Below are 14661 nucleotides of genomic sequence, written 5' to 3'. Positions count from 1 at the left end.
CTCGCCGACCCCGCCCCGGGCCGCGCCGGACCGCGGTCCGCCTGCCTGCCCCGGGCCGCCCACCGCGGCCGCACCCGCGGTCGCCGGTCACGGGTGCGAAGGAGGGGGCGCCTCTCGGGACAGGGGGCTACGGGGTGAGGGGCTTCCGCGCCGGCTGGAGTGGTGCCAGGGCTCGTGAGGCCGGAGGACTACTTCGCGAGGGACGACGCCAGGCGGTCGAGGGCGTGCTGTGCCGTGCCACGTGAGGGTGTGCCGTCGGCGAGGAAGGCGAAGCCGAGGAGGCGGCCGCCCGGGGTGACGACGGTGCCGGCGAGGGCGTTGACCCCGCTGAGCGTGCCCGTCTTGGCGCGGACGAGGCCGGAGCCGGCCGACGACGGGGCGTAGCGGTTCTCCAGGGTGCCCGTGAAACCCGCGACGGGGAGGCCGGTCAGGACCGGGCGCAGTTCGGGGTGCGCCGGGTCGCCGGAGCGGGCGAGCAGCGCGGTCAGGAACGCGGCGGAGACCTTGTCCCGCCGGTCGAGGCCGCTGCCGTCGGCGAACCGGGCCCCGGCCAGCGGCAGCTGGAGACGGCGCAGCTGCCCGGTCACGGCCCGCCCGGCACCGGCGAAGTCCGCCTTCTCCCCGGTGGCTATGGCGGTCTGCCGCGCGAGCGACTCGGCTATGTCGTTGTCGCTGCTGGTCAGCATGCGCTCGACGACCGCGGAGAGGGGTTCGGAGAGGACCTGCGCGAGCGGGACGGCCTTGGCGGGCGCCCGGCCGGGGCGCACGACGCCGCTCACGTGCACGCCCCGCTCCTCCAGCATCGTGGCGAAGACACGGGCGGCCTCGCCGGCCGGGTCGGCGGTGCGGGTGGCGGCGCCGGTGCTCATCGGATCGTTCCGCCCCTGGTCGACCATCAGGGCGCTGACCGGGGCGATGTTGTCGTTGGGGCCGATGCGGTGCAGGAGGGGGCCCGCGTAGAGCGAGGTGTCGTGGGCGAGGCGGACGGTGCCGGCGCCGCGGTCGCGCAGGGCGCGGGCCGTGCGGTCGGCGAGGGTGGCCAGACCGCCCCGGTCGAGGGTGGCGTCACCGCCGCCGACGAGGGTGATCTCCTTGGCCTCTGCGGTCGCGACGACCGTGGTGGGTATGCGGTGGTCGGGTCCGAGCGCGGTCAGTGCGGCGGCGGCCGTGGCGATCTTCACGGTGGACGCGGGGGTCATGGGGGCCGTCGCCCCCTTCCCGTACAACCGCTTCCCCGTGCCGAGGTCGACGACGCAGGCCGTCGGCGACGGGCCGAGGCCCGGGGCGCGGAGCAGCGGTCCAAGGGTCTTCGCGAGGTCGGCCGGAGCGGGCGCAGGCTCCTTCGCGGCGTCCTGCGTGGCGTCCTTCGCGGACACGGGCCGCGGGCCGCCGACGGCGGCGAGCACGACCGGGGCGCTGGGCGCGGGGGCGGGGCGCTGCGGCGCGGGCCCGTGATGTACGCCACCCGTACGCCCGTGGGCCACCGCCCACTGCCTCTCGGCCTTACGCTGGCCCGAGTCCCAGGGTCCGGCCGCCGCCACCGCCCCGGCGGCGAGGGCGAGGCCGGCAACGGCGGCGCCCGCTGCGAGCTGCCACGTCCTGACCTTCGGCACCCCGCACCAGCCCCTTTCGCGATCACCCATGTGCGTGAGGGACACTTAATCACCGTCAATCACGTCTTGCTATTGCTTGATCATGGAGGAGCCACCCGTGGAGTTCGACGTCACCATCGAGATCCCGAAGGGTTCGCGGAACAAGTACGAGGTGGACCACGAGACCGGTCGGATCCGCCTGGACCGTCGACTCTTCACCTCGACCAGCTACCCGGCGGACTACGGCTTCGTCGAGAACACCCTCGGCGAGGACGGCGACCCGCTGGACGCGCTGGTCATCCTCGACGAGCCCACCTTCCCCGGCTGCCTGATCAAGTGCCGCGCGATCGGCATGTTCCGGATGACGGACGAGGCGGGCGGCGACGACAAGCTGCTGTGCGTGCCGGCGTCCGACCCGCGCGTGGAGCACCTGCGCGACATCCACCACGTGTCCGAGTTCGACCGCCTGGAGATCCAGCACTTCTTCGAGGTGTACAAGGACCTGGAGCCCGGCAAGTCCGTCGAGGGCGCCAACTGGGTCGGCCGCGCCGAGGCCGAGGCCGAGATCGAGGCCTCCTTCAAGCGCCTCGAGGCGCAGGGCGGCGCGCACTGACGCCGCCGGCACGAACCCCTGACGCGGGCGGGACACCTCGGTGTCCCGCCCGCGTCGCGTAGCACCCCATGACGGTGCCCATACTGGGCAGAAAGGCCGGACACAGGGCTGGTACGAGAGGGAGCGAGGACGGCGAGATATGGCGGAGCCCGAGGGTCCGGAAGACCGGAAGCCTCAGTCCGACGAGGCGCGCAGCGCCTTTGCTCCGCCCGCGGGGGTGGAGCAGCCGACAGCGCCGGAGGAGGACCACCCGAGCTCGGAGTTCGCGGTCCCCGAAGGGCTCCTGCCGGAACCTCCGCCTGAGCCGGAGGGGTCGGTGTTCGCCCCGCCGAGCACGTACACCGCCAGGAGCTCCCCGCCGGCCTTCACCCCCGCGCACGGCGTCCCCGTCGTACGGCTCACCAAGGACGCGCCCTGGCAGGACCGGATGCGGGCCATGCTGCGGATGCCCGTGGGCGAGCGGCCCGTGCCGGAGACCGTGCACCGGCCGGAGGAGGGCGGCCCTGCCGTGCCGCGCGTGCTCGACCTGACGCTGCGCATCGGCGAGCTGCTGCTCGCGGGCGGCGAGGGGGCCGAGGACGTCGAGGCGGCGATGTTCGCGATCACGCACGCGTACGGCCTGGACCGCTGTGAGCCGACCGTCACCTTCACGCTGTTGTCGATCACGTATCAGCCGTCCCTCGTCGACGATCCCGTGACGGCCAACCGCACGGTGCGGCGGCGGGGCACCGACTACACCCGGCTCGCGGCGGTCTACCGGCTGGTCCACGACATCAGCGTCGACGCGTCGGACGTCACGCTGGAGGAGGCGTACCGGCGGCTGGCGGAGATCCGCAGGAACCGGCACCCGTACCCCGGCTGGGCGCTCACCCTGGCCGGCGGCGTACTGGCCGGTGCGGCGTCGGTGCTGGTCGGCGGCGATCTGATGGTGTTCCTGGCGGCCGCGGTCGGCGCGATGCTGGGCGACCGGCTGGCCTGGCTGGCGGCCGGGCGCGGACTGCCCGAGTTCTACCAGTTCGTGGCGGCGGCGATGCCGCCCGCCGCGGTGGGCGTGGCGCTGACGCTGTCGCCGCTGGAGGTGCGGGCGTCGGCGGTGATCACCGGTGGGCTGTTCGCGCTGATCCCGGGGCGGGCGCTCGTCGCCGGTGTGCAGGACGGTCTGACCGGCTTCTACATCACGGCCGCGGCCCGTCTGCTGGAGGTGGGCTACCTGGTGGTCGGGATCGTCGTCGGCGTGCTGAGCGTGCTGTACCTGGGCTTCGCGCTCGACGCGGGGCTTCAGCCGGAGACGGCGATCCACTCGGTGGAGCGCCCGGTGGTCCAGACGCTGGCGGCGATGATGCTGTCCCTGTGCTTCGCCGTGATGCTCCAGCAGGAGCGCAACACGGTGTGGCTGGCGACCCTCAACGGCGGGGTGGCGTGGGTGGTCTACGCGGCCCTCGCCGACACCGCCGACGTCTCGCCGGTCGCCGCGACGGCCGCCGCGGCGGGGCTGGTGGGCCTGTTCGGCCAGATGCTCTCCCGCTACCGCTTCGCGTCGGCCCTGCCGTACGTCACGGCGGCGATCGGGCCGCTGCTGCCGGGCAGCGCCACCTACTTCGGTCTGCTGTCGATCGCCCGGGGTGAGCTGAACACGGGGCTCGCCTCACTCAGTAAGGCGGCGGCGCTGGCGCTGGCCATCGCGATCGGGGTGAACCTGGGTGCGGAGATCTCCCGGCTCTTCCTGCGGTTCCCGGGAGTCGCGGGCCTCCCGGGCGCGGAAACCCCGGGCGCCCGCCGCGCGGCCAAACGCACACGCGGCTTCTGACGCCGGGAATCGGGCAGGCGGGGGCACCCGGTCAGCGCTCGGCGTGGGAGCCCAGGGCACCGGGGTCAGCGCAGCGGGCGCTGAGGCGCTCCGCCCCAGGCAGCCGGTCAGCGCCTGGCATGGAGGCCCGGGTACCGGGCTCAAGGCCCCGGTGGCCCAGGGTTCCAGGCCCGGGCTGGGGGCGGCCGGACATCGGGCTCAGCACGTGGCGTGGCCGCCCGGGACGCCGGGCCCAACGCCCCCGCCGGGCTGCGGCCCGGTCAGCGCTTGGCGTGGCGACCGCGGGCGGAGGACGGGGGTTCGGTGGGGGCGGGGGAGGCGGCGGCCTCCCTCTTGTTCTTGGAGCGGGCCCGCAGGAACTCGATCACGATCGGGAGCACCGAGATCAGCACGATCAGGATCAGGATCGCCTCGATGTTCTTGTGGACGAACTCGACCTTGCCCAGCGCGGCGCCGAGCAGCGTCACGCCGGCGCCCCACAGCACGCCGCCGACGATGTTGAACGTGATGAACGAGCGGTAGTTCATCCGGCTCACGCCGGCGATGATCGGCGTGAACGTGCGCACGATGGGCACGAAGCGGGCCAGGACCAGCGACTTCGGGCCGTACTTCTCGAAGAACTCGTGCGCCTTCTCCACGTTCTCCTGCTTGAAGAGCTTGGAGTCGGGGCGCTTGAAGAGGGCCGGGCCGACCTTGCGGCCGAAGAGATAGCCGACCTGGTCGCCGATGATCGCGGCCAGCACGACGAGGGTGCAGACCACCCACAGCGGCTGCTTGATGACATCGGTCGTCACCAGCAGACCCGTGGTGAACAGCAGCGAGTCGCCCGGCAGGAAGAAGCCGATCAGCAGGCCGGACTCGGCGAAGACGATGACCAGGACACCGATCAGCCCGAAGGTGGTGATCAGATAGTCCGGGTCGAGCCAGCTCGGTCCGAGCGCAAGGGTGTTCACGAGGTCCGGGCTCCTGAATCGGTAGTCGGGCGATGCGCCGAGCGGCGTACGGCGTGCGGGGACGGGCCAAAGCTATCAACGGACCGGCTCCCCGCCGCGTTCCACCGGCCCGCCCAGGATGCACTGTGCCCCAGTCGGGACAAAGTCCCGGCCGGGGCACATGGCCGGTGGGCGACGGCCCGGTGGCCGGCCGGCGACCCGATCAGGCGCGCCGCGCGGCGTTGGCGAGGATCGCCTCGCGCTCGTAGGCGGCCAGGCCCGGCTTCGCCTTGTCGATGTTGCGGGTGAAGCGCTCGTCGGAGACGTACATCTCCGCCAGGCAGGTGTGCATCTCGTGGGTGCACTCGTAGTGGTTGCGGCAGATCCACAGCCGGTGCTCCTCCGCGACGTCCGTCGCGGCCTCGGACGCCGGCTCCGCACCGGCCTCCATCAGCGCCACGAAGCGCCGGGTGATGTCCTCGGCCTCGGCCTGGATCCGCTGCCAGTCCTCCTTGGTGTACGACGCGGTACGCCGCGCCGACTCCTGGTACGCGTCGGTGCCGCCCCAGCGCTGTTCGACCTCCTCCGCGTACTCGTCGGGGTCGAAGTCCCCGAAGACTTCGAACTTCTCCTCGGGCGTGAGGTTGATGCCCATCTTCTTCGCCTCCATGGCTCGCTCAACGGCGGCCGCCATCTCCTTCAGCCTGGCGATCCGGACGGTCAGCAGCGCGTGCTGCCGCCGCAGGTGGGCCTGCGGGTCCGCGTCCGGGTCGTCGAGGAGTGCCGCCACCTCGTCGAGCGGGAAGCCGAGCTCCCGGTAGAACAGGATCCGTTGCAGCCGGTCCAGGTCGGCGTCGTCGTACCGCCGGTGCCCCGCGTGGCTGCGCCCACTCGGACTGAGCAGGCCGATCTCGTCGTAGTGGTGCAGGGTGCGCACCGTGACGCCGGCGAAACGGGCGACCTGTCCCACGGAGTAGCTCATTGCCTTCCGCTCCTTCGTTCCGTGACGCGTCCCAGGCTGCTGCCTCACGTTGCGTGAGGTGCAAGCCCGGGTGAGCCTGAGTCCCATGGCACTCCACCAGGGCGCCTCCGGTGACGGCGGACCGGAACGGCGCAGGCTGTCGCTGAACCCGTTCTACGGGGCGGCGGATCCGGTCGGCGGCATGATCGCGGCCCCGCCCACGCACCGCCTCCCGGACGGCCCGCTACCTCCCTCCACCGCGTACCAGCTCGTGCACGACGAGCTGATGCTCGACGGGAACTCCCGGCTCAACCTCGCCACCTTCGTCACGACCTGGATGGAGCCCCAGGCCGGGGTGCTGATGGGCGAGTGCCGGGACAAGAACATGATCGACAAGGACGAGTACCCCCGTACCGCGGAGCTGGAACGCCGCTGCGTGGCGATGCTCGCGGACCTGTGGCACGCCCCGGACCCGGCCGCGGCCGTGGGGTGCTCGACGACCGGTTCGAGCGAGGCGTGCATGCTCGCGGGGATGGCGCTCAAGCGGCGCTGGGCGACGCGGAACGCCGACCGGTATGCGGCGGGCGCCCGGCCCAATCTGGTGATGGGCGCGAACGTGCAGGTCTGCTGGGACAAGTTCTGCACCTTCTGGGAGGTGGAGGCGCGGCAGGTGCCGATGGACGGCGACCGCTTCCACCTCGATCCTGAGGCGGCGGCCGCGCTGTGCGACGAGAACACCATCGGGGTCGTCGCCGTCCTGGGCTCGACCTTCGACGGGTCCTACGAGCCCGTCGCCGAGGTCTGCGCCGCGCTGGACGCGCTCCAGGAGCGCACGGGCCTCGACGTGCCCGTCCACGTCGACGGCGCGTCCGGGGCGATGGTGGCGCCGTTCCTCGACGAGAAGCTGGTCTGGGACTTCCGGCTGCCGCGGGTGTCCTCGATCAACACCTCCGGGCACAAGTACGGCCTGGTCTACCCGGGGGTGGGCTGGGCGCTGTGGCGCTCGCCGGCCGAGCTGCCCGAGGAGCTGGTCTTCCGGGTCAACTACCTGGGCGGCGACATGCCGACCTTCGCGCTCAACTTCTCCCGGCCGGGCGCGCAGGTGGTCGCGCAGTACTACACGTTCCTGCGGCTGGGGCGGGAGGGCTACCGGGCCGTGCAGCAGGCGGCGCGGGACGTCGCGCGCGGGCTCGCGCGGCGGATCGGGGAGCTGGGCGACTTCCGGCTCCTGACGCACGGGGACGAGCTGCCGGTGTTCGCGTTCACGACGGCGCCCGATGTCACGCGCTTCGACGTGTTCGACGTGTCGCGGCGGCTGCGGGAGCGCGGCTGGCTGGTGCCCGCGTACACCTTCCCGCCGAACCGGGAGGACCTGTCGGTGCTGCGGGTGGTGTGCCGCAACGGCTTCTCCGCGGACCTGGCGGAGCTGCTGCTGGAGGATCTGCGGATGCTGCTGCCGGAGCTGCGGGCGCAGGCGGGGCCGCTGCGCAAGGACACGGCGAAGGCGACGTCGTTCCACCACTGAGGGGCGGCCTCAGTGCGCGTCGCCCTCGTGGTGCTCACCCGTCGCGTACGGGTTCTCCTCGCCCTCGGCGAGGACGCCGACGAACGGGGCGCCCTCCCCCGCGAACGTGTACGCGCCCGACTCGATCCGCGCGATCAGGCCCCGCGTCCACTCGGCGCCGGAGTCGGCCTGCGTCACCCACAGGTTCATGATCTCGCCGATGTGGCCGAGGGACTGGGGCCCCTCCTCGGGCGTGTAGTAGTCCGTGACCGACGACCGCCACTCCTCGATGCTGCGCACCCGCTGCCGGAGCAGGTCCACCGCCTCGGCGCGCGGCAGGTCCACGATGAAGCCGAGCGCTGCCGAGAGCACGTCCGGCTTCTGGTCGTAGGCGGTCAGGGAGGCGCGCAGGAGGGCGAAGTACTCCTCGGTGCCCGTGTCGGTGATCTCGTACTCGGTACGCGGCGGGCCGCCCGCGGTCGACGGCGCCGTCTCGTGCGCGTGCAGCAGCCCCTGCTTGGCCATGTGCTTGAGCGCGTGGTAGATCGATCCCGGCTTGGCGTTCGACCACTCGTGCGCGCCCCAGTACTCCAGGTCGTTGCGGACCTGGTAGCCGTGCGCCCGCCCGTGCTGGCGCACGGCCCCAAGGACCAGCAGCCGGATCGCCGACATCCGCGTCCCTCCTGTTCAGGATTGACCAGGCTACGCGGGCGCCCCGGTCCGCCGGTCAGGGCCTCCACTTGTACTTGCCGCCGCCGACCCACCGCACGACTCCGGGATCGTCGAGGTCGACGTGGGGCAGACCGGCCTGGTGCGCCAGGTGGACCACGTCCAGCAGGTCATGGGCGGTGCCGGCCACGATGCCGTTGATCTCCACCAGGCGGAACGGCGGATCGGCGGGCGTGACGGCGTGGACGACGATCCGGGTCCTCTCGTCATTGGCCATGCTTCCAGGGTGTGCCGACGCGGCGGCGGGCACATGTCGGGGCTACGCCCCCGGGCCGCCGCCCTGTGCCAGGGCCACCAGGTCGAAGGCGCCCTTGCCGTCCAGGGACTCGCGGATGATGTCGGCGTGGCCGGCGTGCCGGCCGATCTCCTCCACCAGGTGCAGCATCAGCCAGCGCATCGAAACCCGGCCGTCCTTCGGGAACCAGGGCGCGGGCGGCAGCGGGAAGGTGTCGTCCAGGCTCGGCACCGAGCGGATGAACTCCTCGGTCTCCTTCGAGACCGACGCCCAGAAGGCCAGCGCCGATTCGATCGTCTCGCCGTCCACGAGACGGAAGCTGTCGCTCCATGTCTCCTTCGAGCGCTGCCGCTCGTTCGGCTGCTGCTGCGCCATCCGCAGCCAGGTGAGCTCCACCTCGGCGACGTGCTTGAGCAGTCCCGACAGCGAGAGTTCGCTGGCGCTCGGGCGGCCCGCGGCCTGCTCCTCGCTCAGCCCGAGCACGGAGCGCCGGATGGCGCCGCGCTGCGCCTCGACGAAGCTCAGCAGCGCGCCGCGCTCGTCGCCGTGCGCCTCAGCGGGAACGTGAGTGACCATGGTGTCCGCCTTCCGGTCCGCGGGGAGAGGGCCTCTCCCCTGTCGACACCCCTCACGCTACGGCCCATTGAGGACAGATCCTGTCCTCAATGGGCCGCGGCACGCGAAAATGTCAGAAGGGGAATCGCGAGCGGCCGTGCTGTACCGAGATCCACTTCTGGGTGGTGAACGCGTCGAGCATCGAGTCGCCGTTCAGCCGCCCGACACCGGAGTGCTTCTCGCCCCCGAAGGGCACGATCGGCTCGTCGTGCACCGTGCCGTCGTTGATGTGGATCATGCCGGTGCGCACCCGCTTGGCGAGCCGGACACCGCGCTCGACATCGCCCGTGTGCACGGCGCCGCTGAGGCCGTACGGGGTGTCGTTGGCGATCCGTACCGCCTCGTCCTCCCCGTCGAACGGGATCACCAGGGCGACCGGGCCGAAGATCTCCTGAACCAGCACGGGCGAGTCGGCCGGCAGGTCGGTGAGGACGGAGGGCCCGACCAGGGTGCCGTCGCTCGTACCGTGGAGCAGCGCGGTCGCGCCCGCCTCGACGGTCTGCTCGACGATCGAGGTGACGGCGTCGGCCTGCGAGGCGTTGATCAGCGGGCCGATGTGGGTCGTCGGGTCGGCGGGGTCACCCACCTTCAGCGTCTTCACCTTGGCGACGAACTTCTCGGTGAACTCCTGCTGCACCGAGCGGTCGACCAGGATGCGGTTGGCCGCCATGCAGACCTGGCCCTGGTGCACGTAGCGGCTGAAGACCGCGGCGTCGACCGCGTAGTCGATGTCGGCGTCGTCGAGGACGATCAGCGCGCTGTTGCCGCCCAGTTCGAGGATGGCGTGCTTGAAGTTGGCCGCGCAGACGGTGGCGACGTGGCGGCCCACCTTGTCGGAGCCGGTGAAGGAGATGGCCTTGGGGACCGGGTGCTCCAGCAGGGCGTCGCCTATCTCGGCTATGTCGGTGATCACCACGTTCAGCAGGCCGGCGGGCAGGCCCGCGTCCTCGAAGACCTTGGCGACCAGGGAACCGCCGCAGATCGGGGTGTTCTGGTGCGGCTTGAGGACGACGGCGTTGCCGAGCGCGAGCGCCGGGGCGACCGACTTGATCGAGAGCAGGAACGGGAAGTTGAACGGGCTGATGACGCCGACGACGCCGACCGGGACGCGGTAGACCCTGTTCTCCTTGCCGTCGACCGGCGAGGGCAGGATGCGGCCCTCGGGACGCAGGGCGAGTTGGATCGCCTCGCGCAGGAACTCCTTGGCGAGGTGCAGCTCGAAGGCCGCCTTCAGATGCGTGCCGCCGAGCTCCGCGATGATCGTCTCGGTGATCTCCTTCTCGCGGTCCTCGATGATCCGCAGGGCGCGCTCGAAGACCTGCCGGCGGGTGTACGGGTTGGTCTCGGCCCAGGCTTCCTGCGCGCGCTCGGCGGCGCGGTACGCCTGGTCGACCTCGTCCGCGGTGGCCACCGTGACGGACGCCAGCTTCTCGCCGTCGAACGGGTTGAAGTCGATGATGTCCCAGGAGCCGCTGCCCGGCCTCCACTCGCCGTCTATGTACTGAAGTGCCAGTTCACTGAAGAAGGACATGTGATCGCTCCAGAGGCATACGCGGCGATGGCCGACAGAAGCACGGAAGTCAAGTGGCCCGGGTCTGATGTGACGTCATCGTACTTGTGTTTCACGTGAGTTGAAGAAGGCCTCGGAGAAGGTCGCGGGTCTCCGCGGCGTCCGGACTGTCCTCCTCGAGCCGCGTCATCACCCGCTCGTACTGGGCCACTTCCTCGCGCTTGTCCAGGTAGAGGGCGCTCGTCAGCTGCTCCAGGTAGACGACGTCGGAGAGGTCCGACTCGGGGAAGCGCAGCATCGTGAACGCGCCGCTCTCGCCCGCGTGCCCGCCGAAACTGAACGGCATCACCTGCAGCGTGATGTTCGGCTGCTCGGAGACCTCGATGAGATGCCGCAGCTGCGCCTGCATCACCGCGCGGTCGCCGTAGGGCCGGCGCAGCGCCGCCTCGTCGAGCACCACGTGGAGCCGGGGGGCGTGCTCGGAGACGAGAGCCTTCTGGCGCTCCAGCCGCAGGGCGACACGGCGGTCGATCTCGGCCGCGGGGGCGTCGGGCATGCCGCGGGCGACGACGGCGTGCGCGTACGACTCGGTCTGCAGCAGCCCGTGCACGAACTGCACCTCGTAGATGCGGATGAGGGAGGCGGCTCCTTCGAGGCCGATGTACGTCTGGAACCAGCCGGGCAGCACGTCGCCGTAGCTGTGCCACCATCCGGCGACGTTGGCCTCCTTGGCGAGGCCGAGGAGGGAGCGGCGCTCGGTCTCGTCGGCCACCCCGTAGAGCGTGAGGAGGTCCTCGACGTCCCGCGCCTTGAAGCTCACCCGGCCCAGTTCCATGCGGCTGATCTTGGATTCGGACGCGCGGATGGAGTATCCCGCGGCCTCCCGGGTGATGCCGCGGGACTCCCTCAGCCTTCTGAGCTGGGAGCCCAGCAGGATGCGCCGCACCACCGAGCCTCCGCCCGGACCCTCGCCGCCGGGGTGTCCCCACGACGCCGCCGCCTCGCCTGCCGCCACGATCGCAACCCTCCCCAATCTCCGCGCCGTTCGGCGCCACACCGATCCTCCACGAGGGTCCCCCCGAACCCAAGAGCCGGATTCTGCCACCAAAACGCTTCAGCCCGTACTCGTCCGGTTACGGAAATGAGAAGGCGGTGACCAAGGAGCGGAAGGGACCCGCGGAAGAAATGAGCAAGAACCGGCACGGGTCCGGACAGGACCGGCGCGTGCACGTGCATCTTCCCTTGCATCTGCCGAGCCCATTCGGAACCATGGAGCTCGCGCACCTGCGTGCTCGTTCGTGTTGTAGCGTCACAGCCGCGATTTCCGGGAGTGCCTCGCATGGGGACGAATGGATCGACCATGCTCGAGCCGTTACGGCAGGGCCTTCCGCCGATCGATCCCTCGGCCGTCTCCAGTTCCGTCTCCTGCGCTCTGCCGGCCCGTTACGAAGCGGTGCGCGGCGCACGCCAGTTCACCCGGTCCACGCTCGGTCAGTGGGATCTGAACGACCGCTTCGACGACGTCGCCCTGGTCGTCTCCGAGCTCGTGACCAACGCGCTGCGGCACGCGCTGCCCTCCGGCACGGCACCGCGCGACATCGACACGGAGCCGTCGGTGCGGCTGCATCTGATGCGCTGGACGGGCCGGCTGGTGTGCGCGGTGCGCGATCCCAGCTACGACGGGCCCACGGCCCGGGAGTCCGAGGAGGATTTCTCGGCGGAGTCGGGGCGCGGTCTGTTTCTCGTCGATTCCTTCAGCGACGGCTGGGGCTGGCACCCGCTCGCCGGTTCGCTGCGCGGCAAGGTCGTCTGGGCGCTGTTCCGTCTGGGCTGACCTCACGGGGGGCGGGCCGGATCGGGGGCCGGCCCGCCCCGCCTCTCGTACGACCGGGCGCCTCTCACACGTCCAGGCGCCTCACGCGACCAGGTGGTCGAATTCCCCGTCCTTGACCCCGAGAAGCAACGCTTCTATCTCCGCGGGCGTGTACACAAGTGCGGGACCGTCCGGGTGCCGCGAGTTGCGCATCGCCACATCGCCGCCGGGCAGCTTGGCGAACTCCACGCAGGAGCCCTGGGAGTTGCTGTGTCTGCTCTTCTGCCAGACGACTCCCTGAAGCTCCGTGGCGGCCATGCCGTTGTAGACGTGGTGCACAAGTCGCTCCCGGGGTACACGGTGCAGGTGTCAACTATCCGGGATCATAGCTGTGTTCATATGCCGATGCATGGGCGCATGCACTGGCAGATGCACGTGCACGGGTAGTGTTCTTGCGACTACGCAACCCCTGGCACGAACCCCTCGCTACCCGTCGCACGCGTGCGGCGGGCGGTGGGCTCAACGCGTCGACGAGTACGGCAGCAGGGCCATTTCCCGGGCGTTCTTGATCGCACGGGTCAGCAGCCGCTGCTGCTGAGCGGTCACCCGGGTCACCCGGCGGCTGCGGATCTTGCCGCGGTCGGAGATGAACTTCCGCAGCAGATCGGTGTCCTTGTAGTCGATGTAGGTGATGCCGGCCTGGTCCAGGGGATTGGGCCGGGCCTTGAGGGGCTTGCGTCCGTCGGTGCGGCGGGGGGACATGTCAGACCTCCAGGAGGGAGTCGAAGGCGGGCGGCAGCCGCTTCCAGGCCTCGCGGCCCGCGGCGTACTCGGCGTCGGTCAGCAGACAGGATTCGAGGAGCAGTTCCAGGCCGTCGCGGTCGAGGCCCGGCGAGGTGAAGACCAGGTGCTGGCAGCAGTCCCCGTGTTCGGGGTGCCAGTCCAGCGCCGCGGCCGCCCGGCGTACCGGCGGCACCATCTCCCAGGCGGCGTCCGGCAGTGAGGCGAGCCAGGGGCCCGCGCTCTCGACGCACAGCGCGCCGCCGGCGGCGTCCCAGGCCAGCAGGGTGTCCGGCCGGTCGGCGAGCCAGAACCGGCCGCGGCTGCGGGCGGCCGCGCAGGTCAGGTCCTCCAGGGCCGCGTACAGCCGCCCCGGGTGGAAGGGGCGTGTGCGGTGCCAGACGTAGGTGGTCACACCGCACTCGTCCGCCTCCTGCGGCAGCAGCGCGCAGGCGGGGTGCTGGGCGGCGGCGGCCGCCTCCACGTCGAAGCCCGCCACGGCCGCGGCGGCCAGTTCGTCCGAGCCGACGGCGACGCGGCGGGCGGTCGGGTGCAGCTGGGTCAGCAGCGCGCGGTCCTCCTCGTCGGCGTCCTCGCTCTCGACCACGGCGAGCACGGGCGCGTACTCCAGCTGGCGCGCCCAGGTGTCCGCGATCGTGCGCTGGTCCGTCGCGGCGGCGGCGAGCCCCGCCTCGGCGAGGTCGTCGCCGTTGCCGAGGCAGGGCAGGAGCAGCGCCGGGTCGACGGCGCACATCACCGAGGTGACGGCAAGCCGCTCGCCGCCGTGCGCGGCGACCACCTCGGCCATGGCCTTGGGCTCCACGGAGTCCCACAGCTCGACGATCGCGAGGCGGGTCGCCCCGTCGTCGGCGAGCCGGACCAGCTCGGGCACCAGGTCCTCGCGCAGCGCGCAGCAGGCGCAGTCGTCGACCAGCGGCGTCTCGCCGGTGTCGCGGACACGGAACGCGTCGCGCACCGTGCGCACGACGGTGCCGCGCTCCGCCGTGGACAGGTCGTGGTGGAGCGCGACGCTGCCCGGCACCGAGACGAGCAGCCGCTCCACGGTCTCGCGGCGGGCGTCGGCGTGCAGCCCGGCGACGATCGCGACGGGCAGCATCAACGGGCCTCGCGCCGGCCGTAGCGGCGCTCGAAGCGCTCGACACGTCCGGCGGTGTCGAGGACGCGCGCCTGTCCCGTGTAGAAGGGGTGGCTCGCCGAGGAGATCTCGACGTCGATGACCGGATAGGTGTTGCCGTCCTCCCACTCGATCGTCTTGTCGCTGGTGGCGGTCGAGCGCGTGAGGATCGCGAAGTTCGCGACCTTGTCGCGGAAGACGACGGGGGCGTACGGCGGGTGGATGCCGGGCTTCATGGGTCAGCGCTCCTCTCGGAAGTCGACGTGCCGGCCGGCGACCGGGTCGTACTTGCGCAGCGTCAGGCGGTCGGGGTCGTTACGGCGGTTCTTGCGGGTGACGTAGGTGTAGCCGGTGCCCGCGGTGGAGCGGAGCTTGACGACCGGGCGGAGTTCGTTGCGAGCCATGCAGGTAGTATATGGAAATGGTTTCCATTAC

17 protein-coding genes are annotated in these 14661 nt (G+C 71.4%); 4 read left to right on the top strand and 13 right to left on the bottom strand.

The window, feature by feature from the left end; translation table 11 throughout:
* Positions 1-188 precede the first annotated feature (188 nt).
* Entirely contained in the window at positions 189-1643 is a 1455-nt protein-coding gene (dacB, locus tag ACLB9X_RS26260; RefSeq protein ID WP_410362873.1) for a D-alanyl-D-alanine carboxypeptidase/D-alanyl-D-alanine-endopeptidase, read from the bottom strand.
* Between the two features lie 67 nt (positions 1644-1710).
* On the opposite strand from dacB, the gene ACLB9X_RS26255 reads away from it, so the two are divergent.
* Both ACLB9X_RS26255 and ACLB9X_RS26250 read left to right on the top strand, forming a co-directional pair.
* Positions 1711-2205 (top strand): inorganic diphosphatase, encoded by a 495-nt coding sequence (locus ACLB9X_RS26255; protein ID WP_017949744.1) that lies wholly within the window; start codon positions 1711-1713, stop codon positions 2203-2205.
* Between the two features lie 139 nt (positions 2206-2344).
* Positions 2345-4012, top strand: a complete 1668-nt coding sequence (locus ACLB9X_RS26250) for a threonine/serine exporter ThrE family protein (RefSeq protein ID WP_410362872.1) — start codon at positions 2345-2347, stop codon at positions 4010-4012.
* A gap of 260 nt (positions 4013-4272) precedes the next feature.
* Here ACLB9X_RS26250 and ACLB9X_RS26245 read toward each other — a convergent pair whose 3' ends face one another.
* Together ACLB9X_RS26245 and ACLB9X_RS26240 are read right to left on the bottom strand one after the other, a co-directional pair.
* Positions 4273-4965, bottom strand: a complete 693-nt coding sequence (locus tag ACLB9X_RS26245) for a DedA family protein (protein WP_410362871.1) — start codon at positions 4963-4965, stop codon at positions 4273-4275.
* A gap of 202 nt (positions 4966-5167) precedes the next feature.
* Positions 5168-5926, bottom strand: a complete 759-nt coding sequence (locus tag ACLB9X_RS26240) for a MerR family transcriptional regulator (protein WP_410362870.1) — start codon at positions 5924-5926, stop codon at positions 5168-5170.
* 85 nt (positions 5927-6011) lie between these two features.
* On the opposite strand from ACLB9X_RS26240, the gene ACLB9X_RS26235 reads away from it, so the two are divergent.
* On the top strand, positions 6012-7430 hold the full coding sequence (locus tag ACLB9X_RS26235; protein WP_410362869.1) for a glutamate decarboxylase: 1419 nt from the start codon (positions 6012-6014) through the stop codon (positions 7428-7430).
* A 9-nt stretch (positions 7431-7439) separates the two neighbouring features.
* On the opposite strand, the gene ACLB9X_RS26230 is transcribed toward ACLB9X_RS26235, so the two are convergent.
* The 5 genes from ACLB9X_RS26230 to ACLB9X_RS26210 form a co-directional block, all read right to left on the bottom strand.
* A complete protein-coding gene (locus tag ACLB9X_RS26230) occupies positions 7440-8081 on the bottom strand; it encodes a PadR family transcriptional regulator (RefSeq protein WP_410362868.1) in 642 nt (213 codons plus the stop codon).
* 55 nt (positions 8082-8136) lie between these two features.
* Positions 8137-8355: a hypothetical protein gene (locus ACLB9X_RS26225; RefSeq protein ID WP_410362867.1), complete on the bottom strand. Its 219-nt coding sequence runs from the start codon at positions 8353-8355 to the stop codon at positions 8137-8139.
* A gap of 42 nt (positions 8356-8397) precedes the next feature.
* Entirely contained in the window at positions 8398-8949 is a 552-nt protein-coding gene (locus tag ACLB9X_RS26220) for a DinB family protein (protein ID WP_410362866.1), read from the bottom strand.
* 112 nt (positions 8950-9061) lie between these two features.
* The gene (locus tag ACLB9X_RS26215) at positions 9062-10519 is read right to left on the bottom strand and encodes an aldehyde dehydrogenase family protein (protein ID WP_410362865.1); all 1458 of its coding nucleotides are present in this window, start codon (positions 10517-10519) and stop codon (positions 9062-9064) included.
* 91 nt (positions 10520-10610) lie between these two features.
* Positions 10611-11513, bottom strand: a complete 903-nt coding sequence (locus ACLB9X_RS26210) for a helix-turn-helix domain-containing protein (protein WP_410362864.1) — start codon at positions 11511-11513, stop codon at positions 10611-10613.
* A gap of 324 nt (positions 11514-11837) precedes the next feature.
* Here ACLB9X_RS26210 and ACLB9X_RS26205 point away from each other — a divergent pair, with 324 nt between their 5' ends.
* On the top strand, positions 11838-12332 hold the full coding sequence (locus ACLB9X_RS26205; protein ID WP_410362863.1) for an ATP-binding protein: 495 nt from the start codon (positions 11838-11840) through the stop codon (positions 12330-12332).
* A gap of 81 nt (positions 12333-12413) precedes the next feature.
* Here ACLB9X_RS26205 and ACLB9X_RS26200 read toward each other — a convergent pair whose 3' ends face one another.
* From ACLB9X_RS26200 to rpmG, 5 genes are all read right to left on the bottom strand, one after another.
* Positions 12414-12650 carry a DUF397 domain-containing protein gene (locus tag ACLB9X_RS26200; protein WP_215185943.1) on the bottom strand — a complete coding sequence of 79 codons (237 nt, stop codon included), beginning with the start codon at positions 12648-12650 and terminating at the stop codon, positions 12414-12416.
* A 180-nt stretch (positions 12651-12830) separates the two neighbouring features.
* Positions 12831-13073: a 30S ribosomal protein S18 gene (rpsR, locus tag ACLB9X_RS26195; RefSeq protein ID WP_410362862.1), complete on the bottom strand. Its 243-nt coding sequence runs from the start codon at positions 13071-13073 to the stop codon at positions 12831-12833.
* 1 nt (position 13074) lies between these two features.
* Positions 13075-14208, bottom strand: coding sequence for a GTP-binding protein (locus tag ACLB9X_RS26190; RefSeq protein ID WP_410362861.1), 1134 nt, complete (start codon positions 14206-14208; stop codon positions 13075-13077).
* Complete coding sequence (locus ACLB9X_RS26185; RefSeq protein ID WP_410362860.1) at positions 14208-14462, bottom strand: type B 50S ribosomal protein L31; 255 nt, start codon at positions 14460-14462, stop codon at positions 14208-14210. Before ACLB9X_RS26185 ends, ACLB9X_RS26190 begins: the two co-directional genes overlap by 1 nt.
* Before the next feature lie 3 nt (positions 14463-14465).
* Positions 14466-14630 carry a 50S ribosomal protein L33 gene (gene rpmG, locus ACLB9X_RS26180; protein ID WP_100568502.1) on the bottom strand — a complete coding sequence of 55 codons (165 nt, stop codon included), beginning with the start codon at positions 14628-14630 and terminating at the stop codon, positions 14466-14468.
* Positions 14631-14661 lie beyond the last annotated feature (31 nt).

This window comes from Streptomyces sp. 5K101 (genome assembly GCF_046506645.1).
In the GTDB taxonomy this organism is placed as follows: domain Bacteria; phylum Actinomycetota; class Actinomycetes; order Streptomycetales; family Streptomycetaceae; genus Streptomyces.
The sequence above is the reverse complement of the archived record's forward strand: the minus strand, read 5'-3'. Positions and strand labels throughout refer to the sequence as shown.

Bases quoted from the DNA above. Each gene is read 5' to 3' on its own strand.
- dacB (WP_410362873.1), bottom strand. From the start codon at position 1,643: ATGGGTGATCGCGAAAGGGGCTGGTGCGGGGTGCCGAAGGTCAGGACG.
- ACLB9X_RS26250 (WP_410362872.1), top strand. From the start codon at position 2,345: ATGGCGGAGCCCGAGGGTCCGGAAGACCGGAAGCCTCAGTCCGACGAG.
- ACLB9X_RS26240 (WP_410362870.1), bottom strand. From the start codon at position 5,926: ATGAGCTACTCCGTGGGACAGGTCGCCCGTTTCGCCGGCGTCACGGTG.
- ACLB9X_RS26235 (WP_410362869.1), top strand. From the start codon at position 6,012: ATGGCACTCCACCAGGGCGCCTCCGGTGACGGCGGACCGGAACGGCGC.
- ACLB9X_RS26230 (WP_410362868.1), bottom strand. From the start codon at position 8,081: ATGTCGGCGATCCGGCTGCTGGTCCTTGGGGCCGTGCGCCAGCACGGG.
- ACLB9X_RS26225 (WP_410362867.1), bottom strand. From the start codon at position 8,355: ATGGCCAATGACGAGAGGACCCGGATCGTCGTCCACGCCGTCACGCCC.
- ACLB9X_RS26220 (WP_410362866.1), bottom strand. From the start codon at position 8,949: ATGGTCACTCACGTTCCCGCTGAGGCGCACGGCGACGAGCGCGGCGCG.
- ACLB9X_RS26215 (WP_410362865.1), bottom strand. From the start codon at position 10,519: ATGTCCTTCTTCAGTGAACTGGCACTTCAGTACATAGACGGCGAGTGG.
- ACLB9X_RS26205 (WP_410362863.1), top strand. From the start codon at position 11,838: ATGGGGACGAATGGATCGACCATGCTCGAGCCGTTACGGCAGGGCCTT.
- rpsR (WP_410362862.1), bottom strand. From the start codon at position 13,073: ATGTCCCCCCGCCGCACCGACGGACGCAAGCCCCTCAAGGCCCGGCCC.
- ACLB9X_RS26190 (WP_410362861.1), bottom strand. From the start codon at position 14,208: ATGCTGCCCGTCGCGATCGTCGCCGGGCTGCACGCCGACGCCCGCCGC.
- ACLB9X_RS26185 (WP_410362860.1), bottom strand. From the start codon at position 14,462: ATGAAGCCCGGCATCCACCCGCCGTACGCCCCCGTCGTCTTCCGCGAC.
- rpmG (WP_100568502.1), bottom strand. From the start codon at position 14,630: ATGGCTCGCAACGAACTCCGCCCGGTCGTCAAGCTCCGCTCCACCGCG.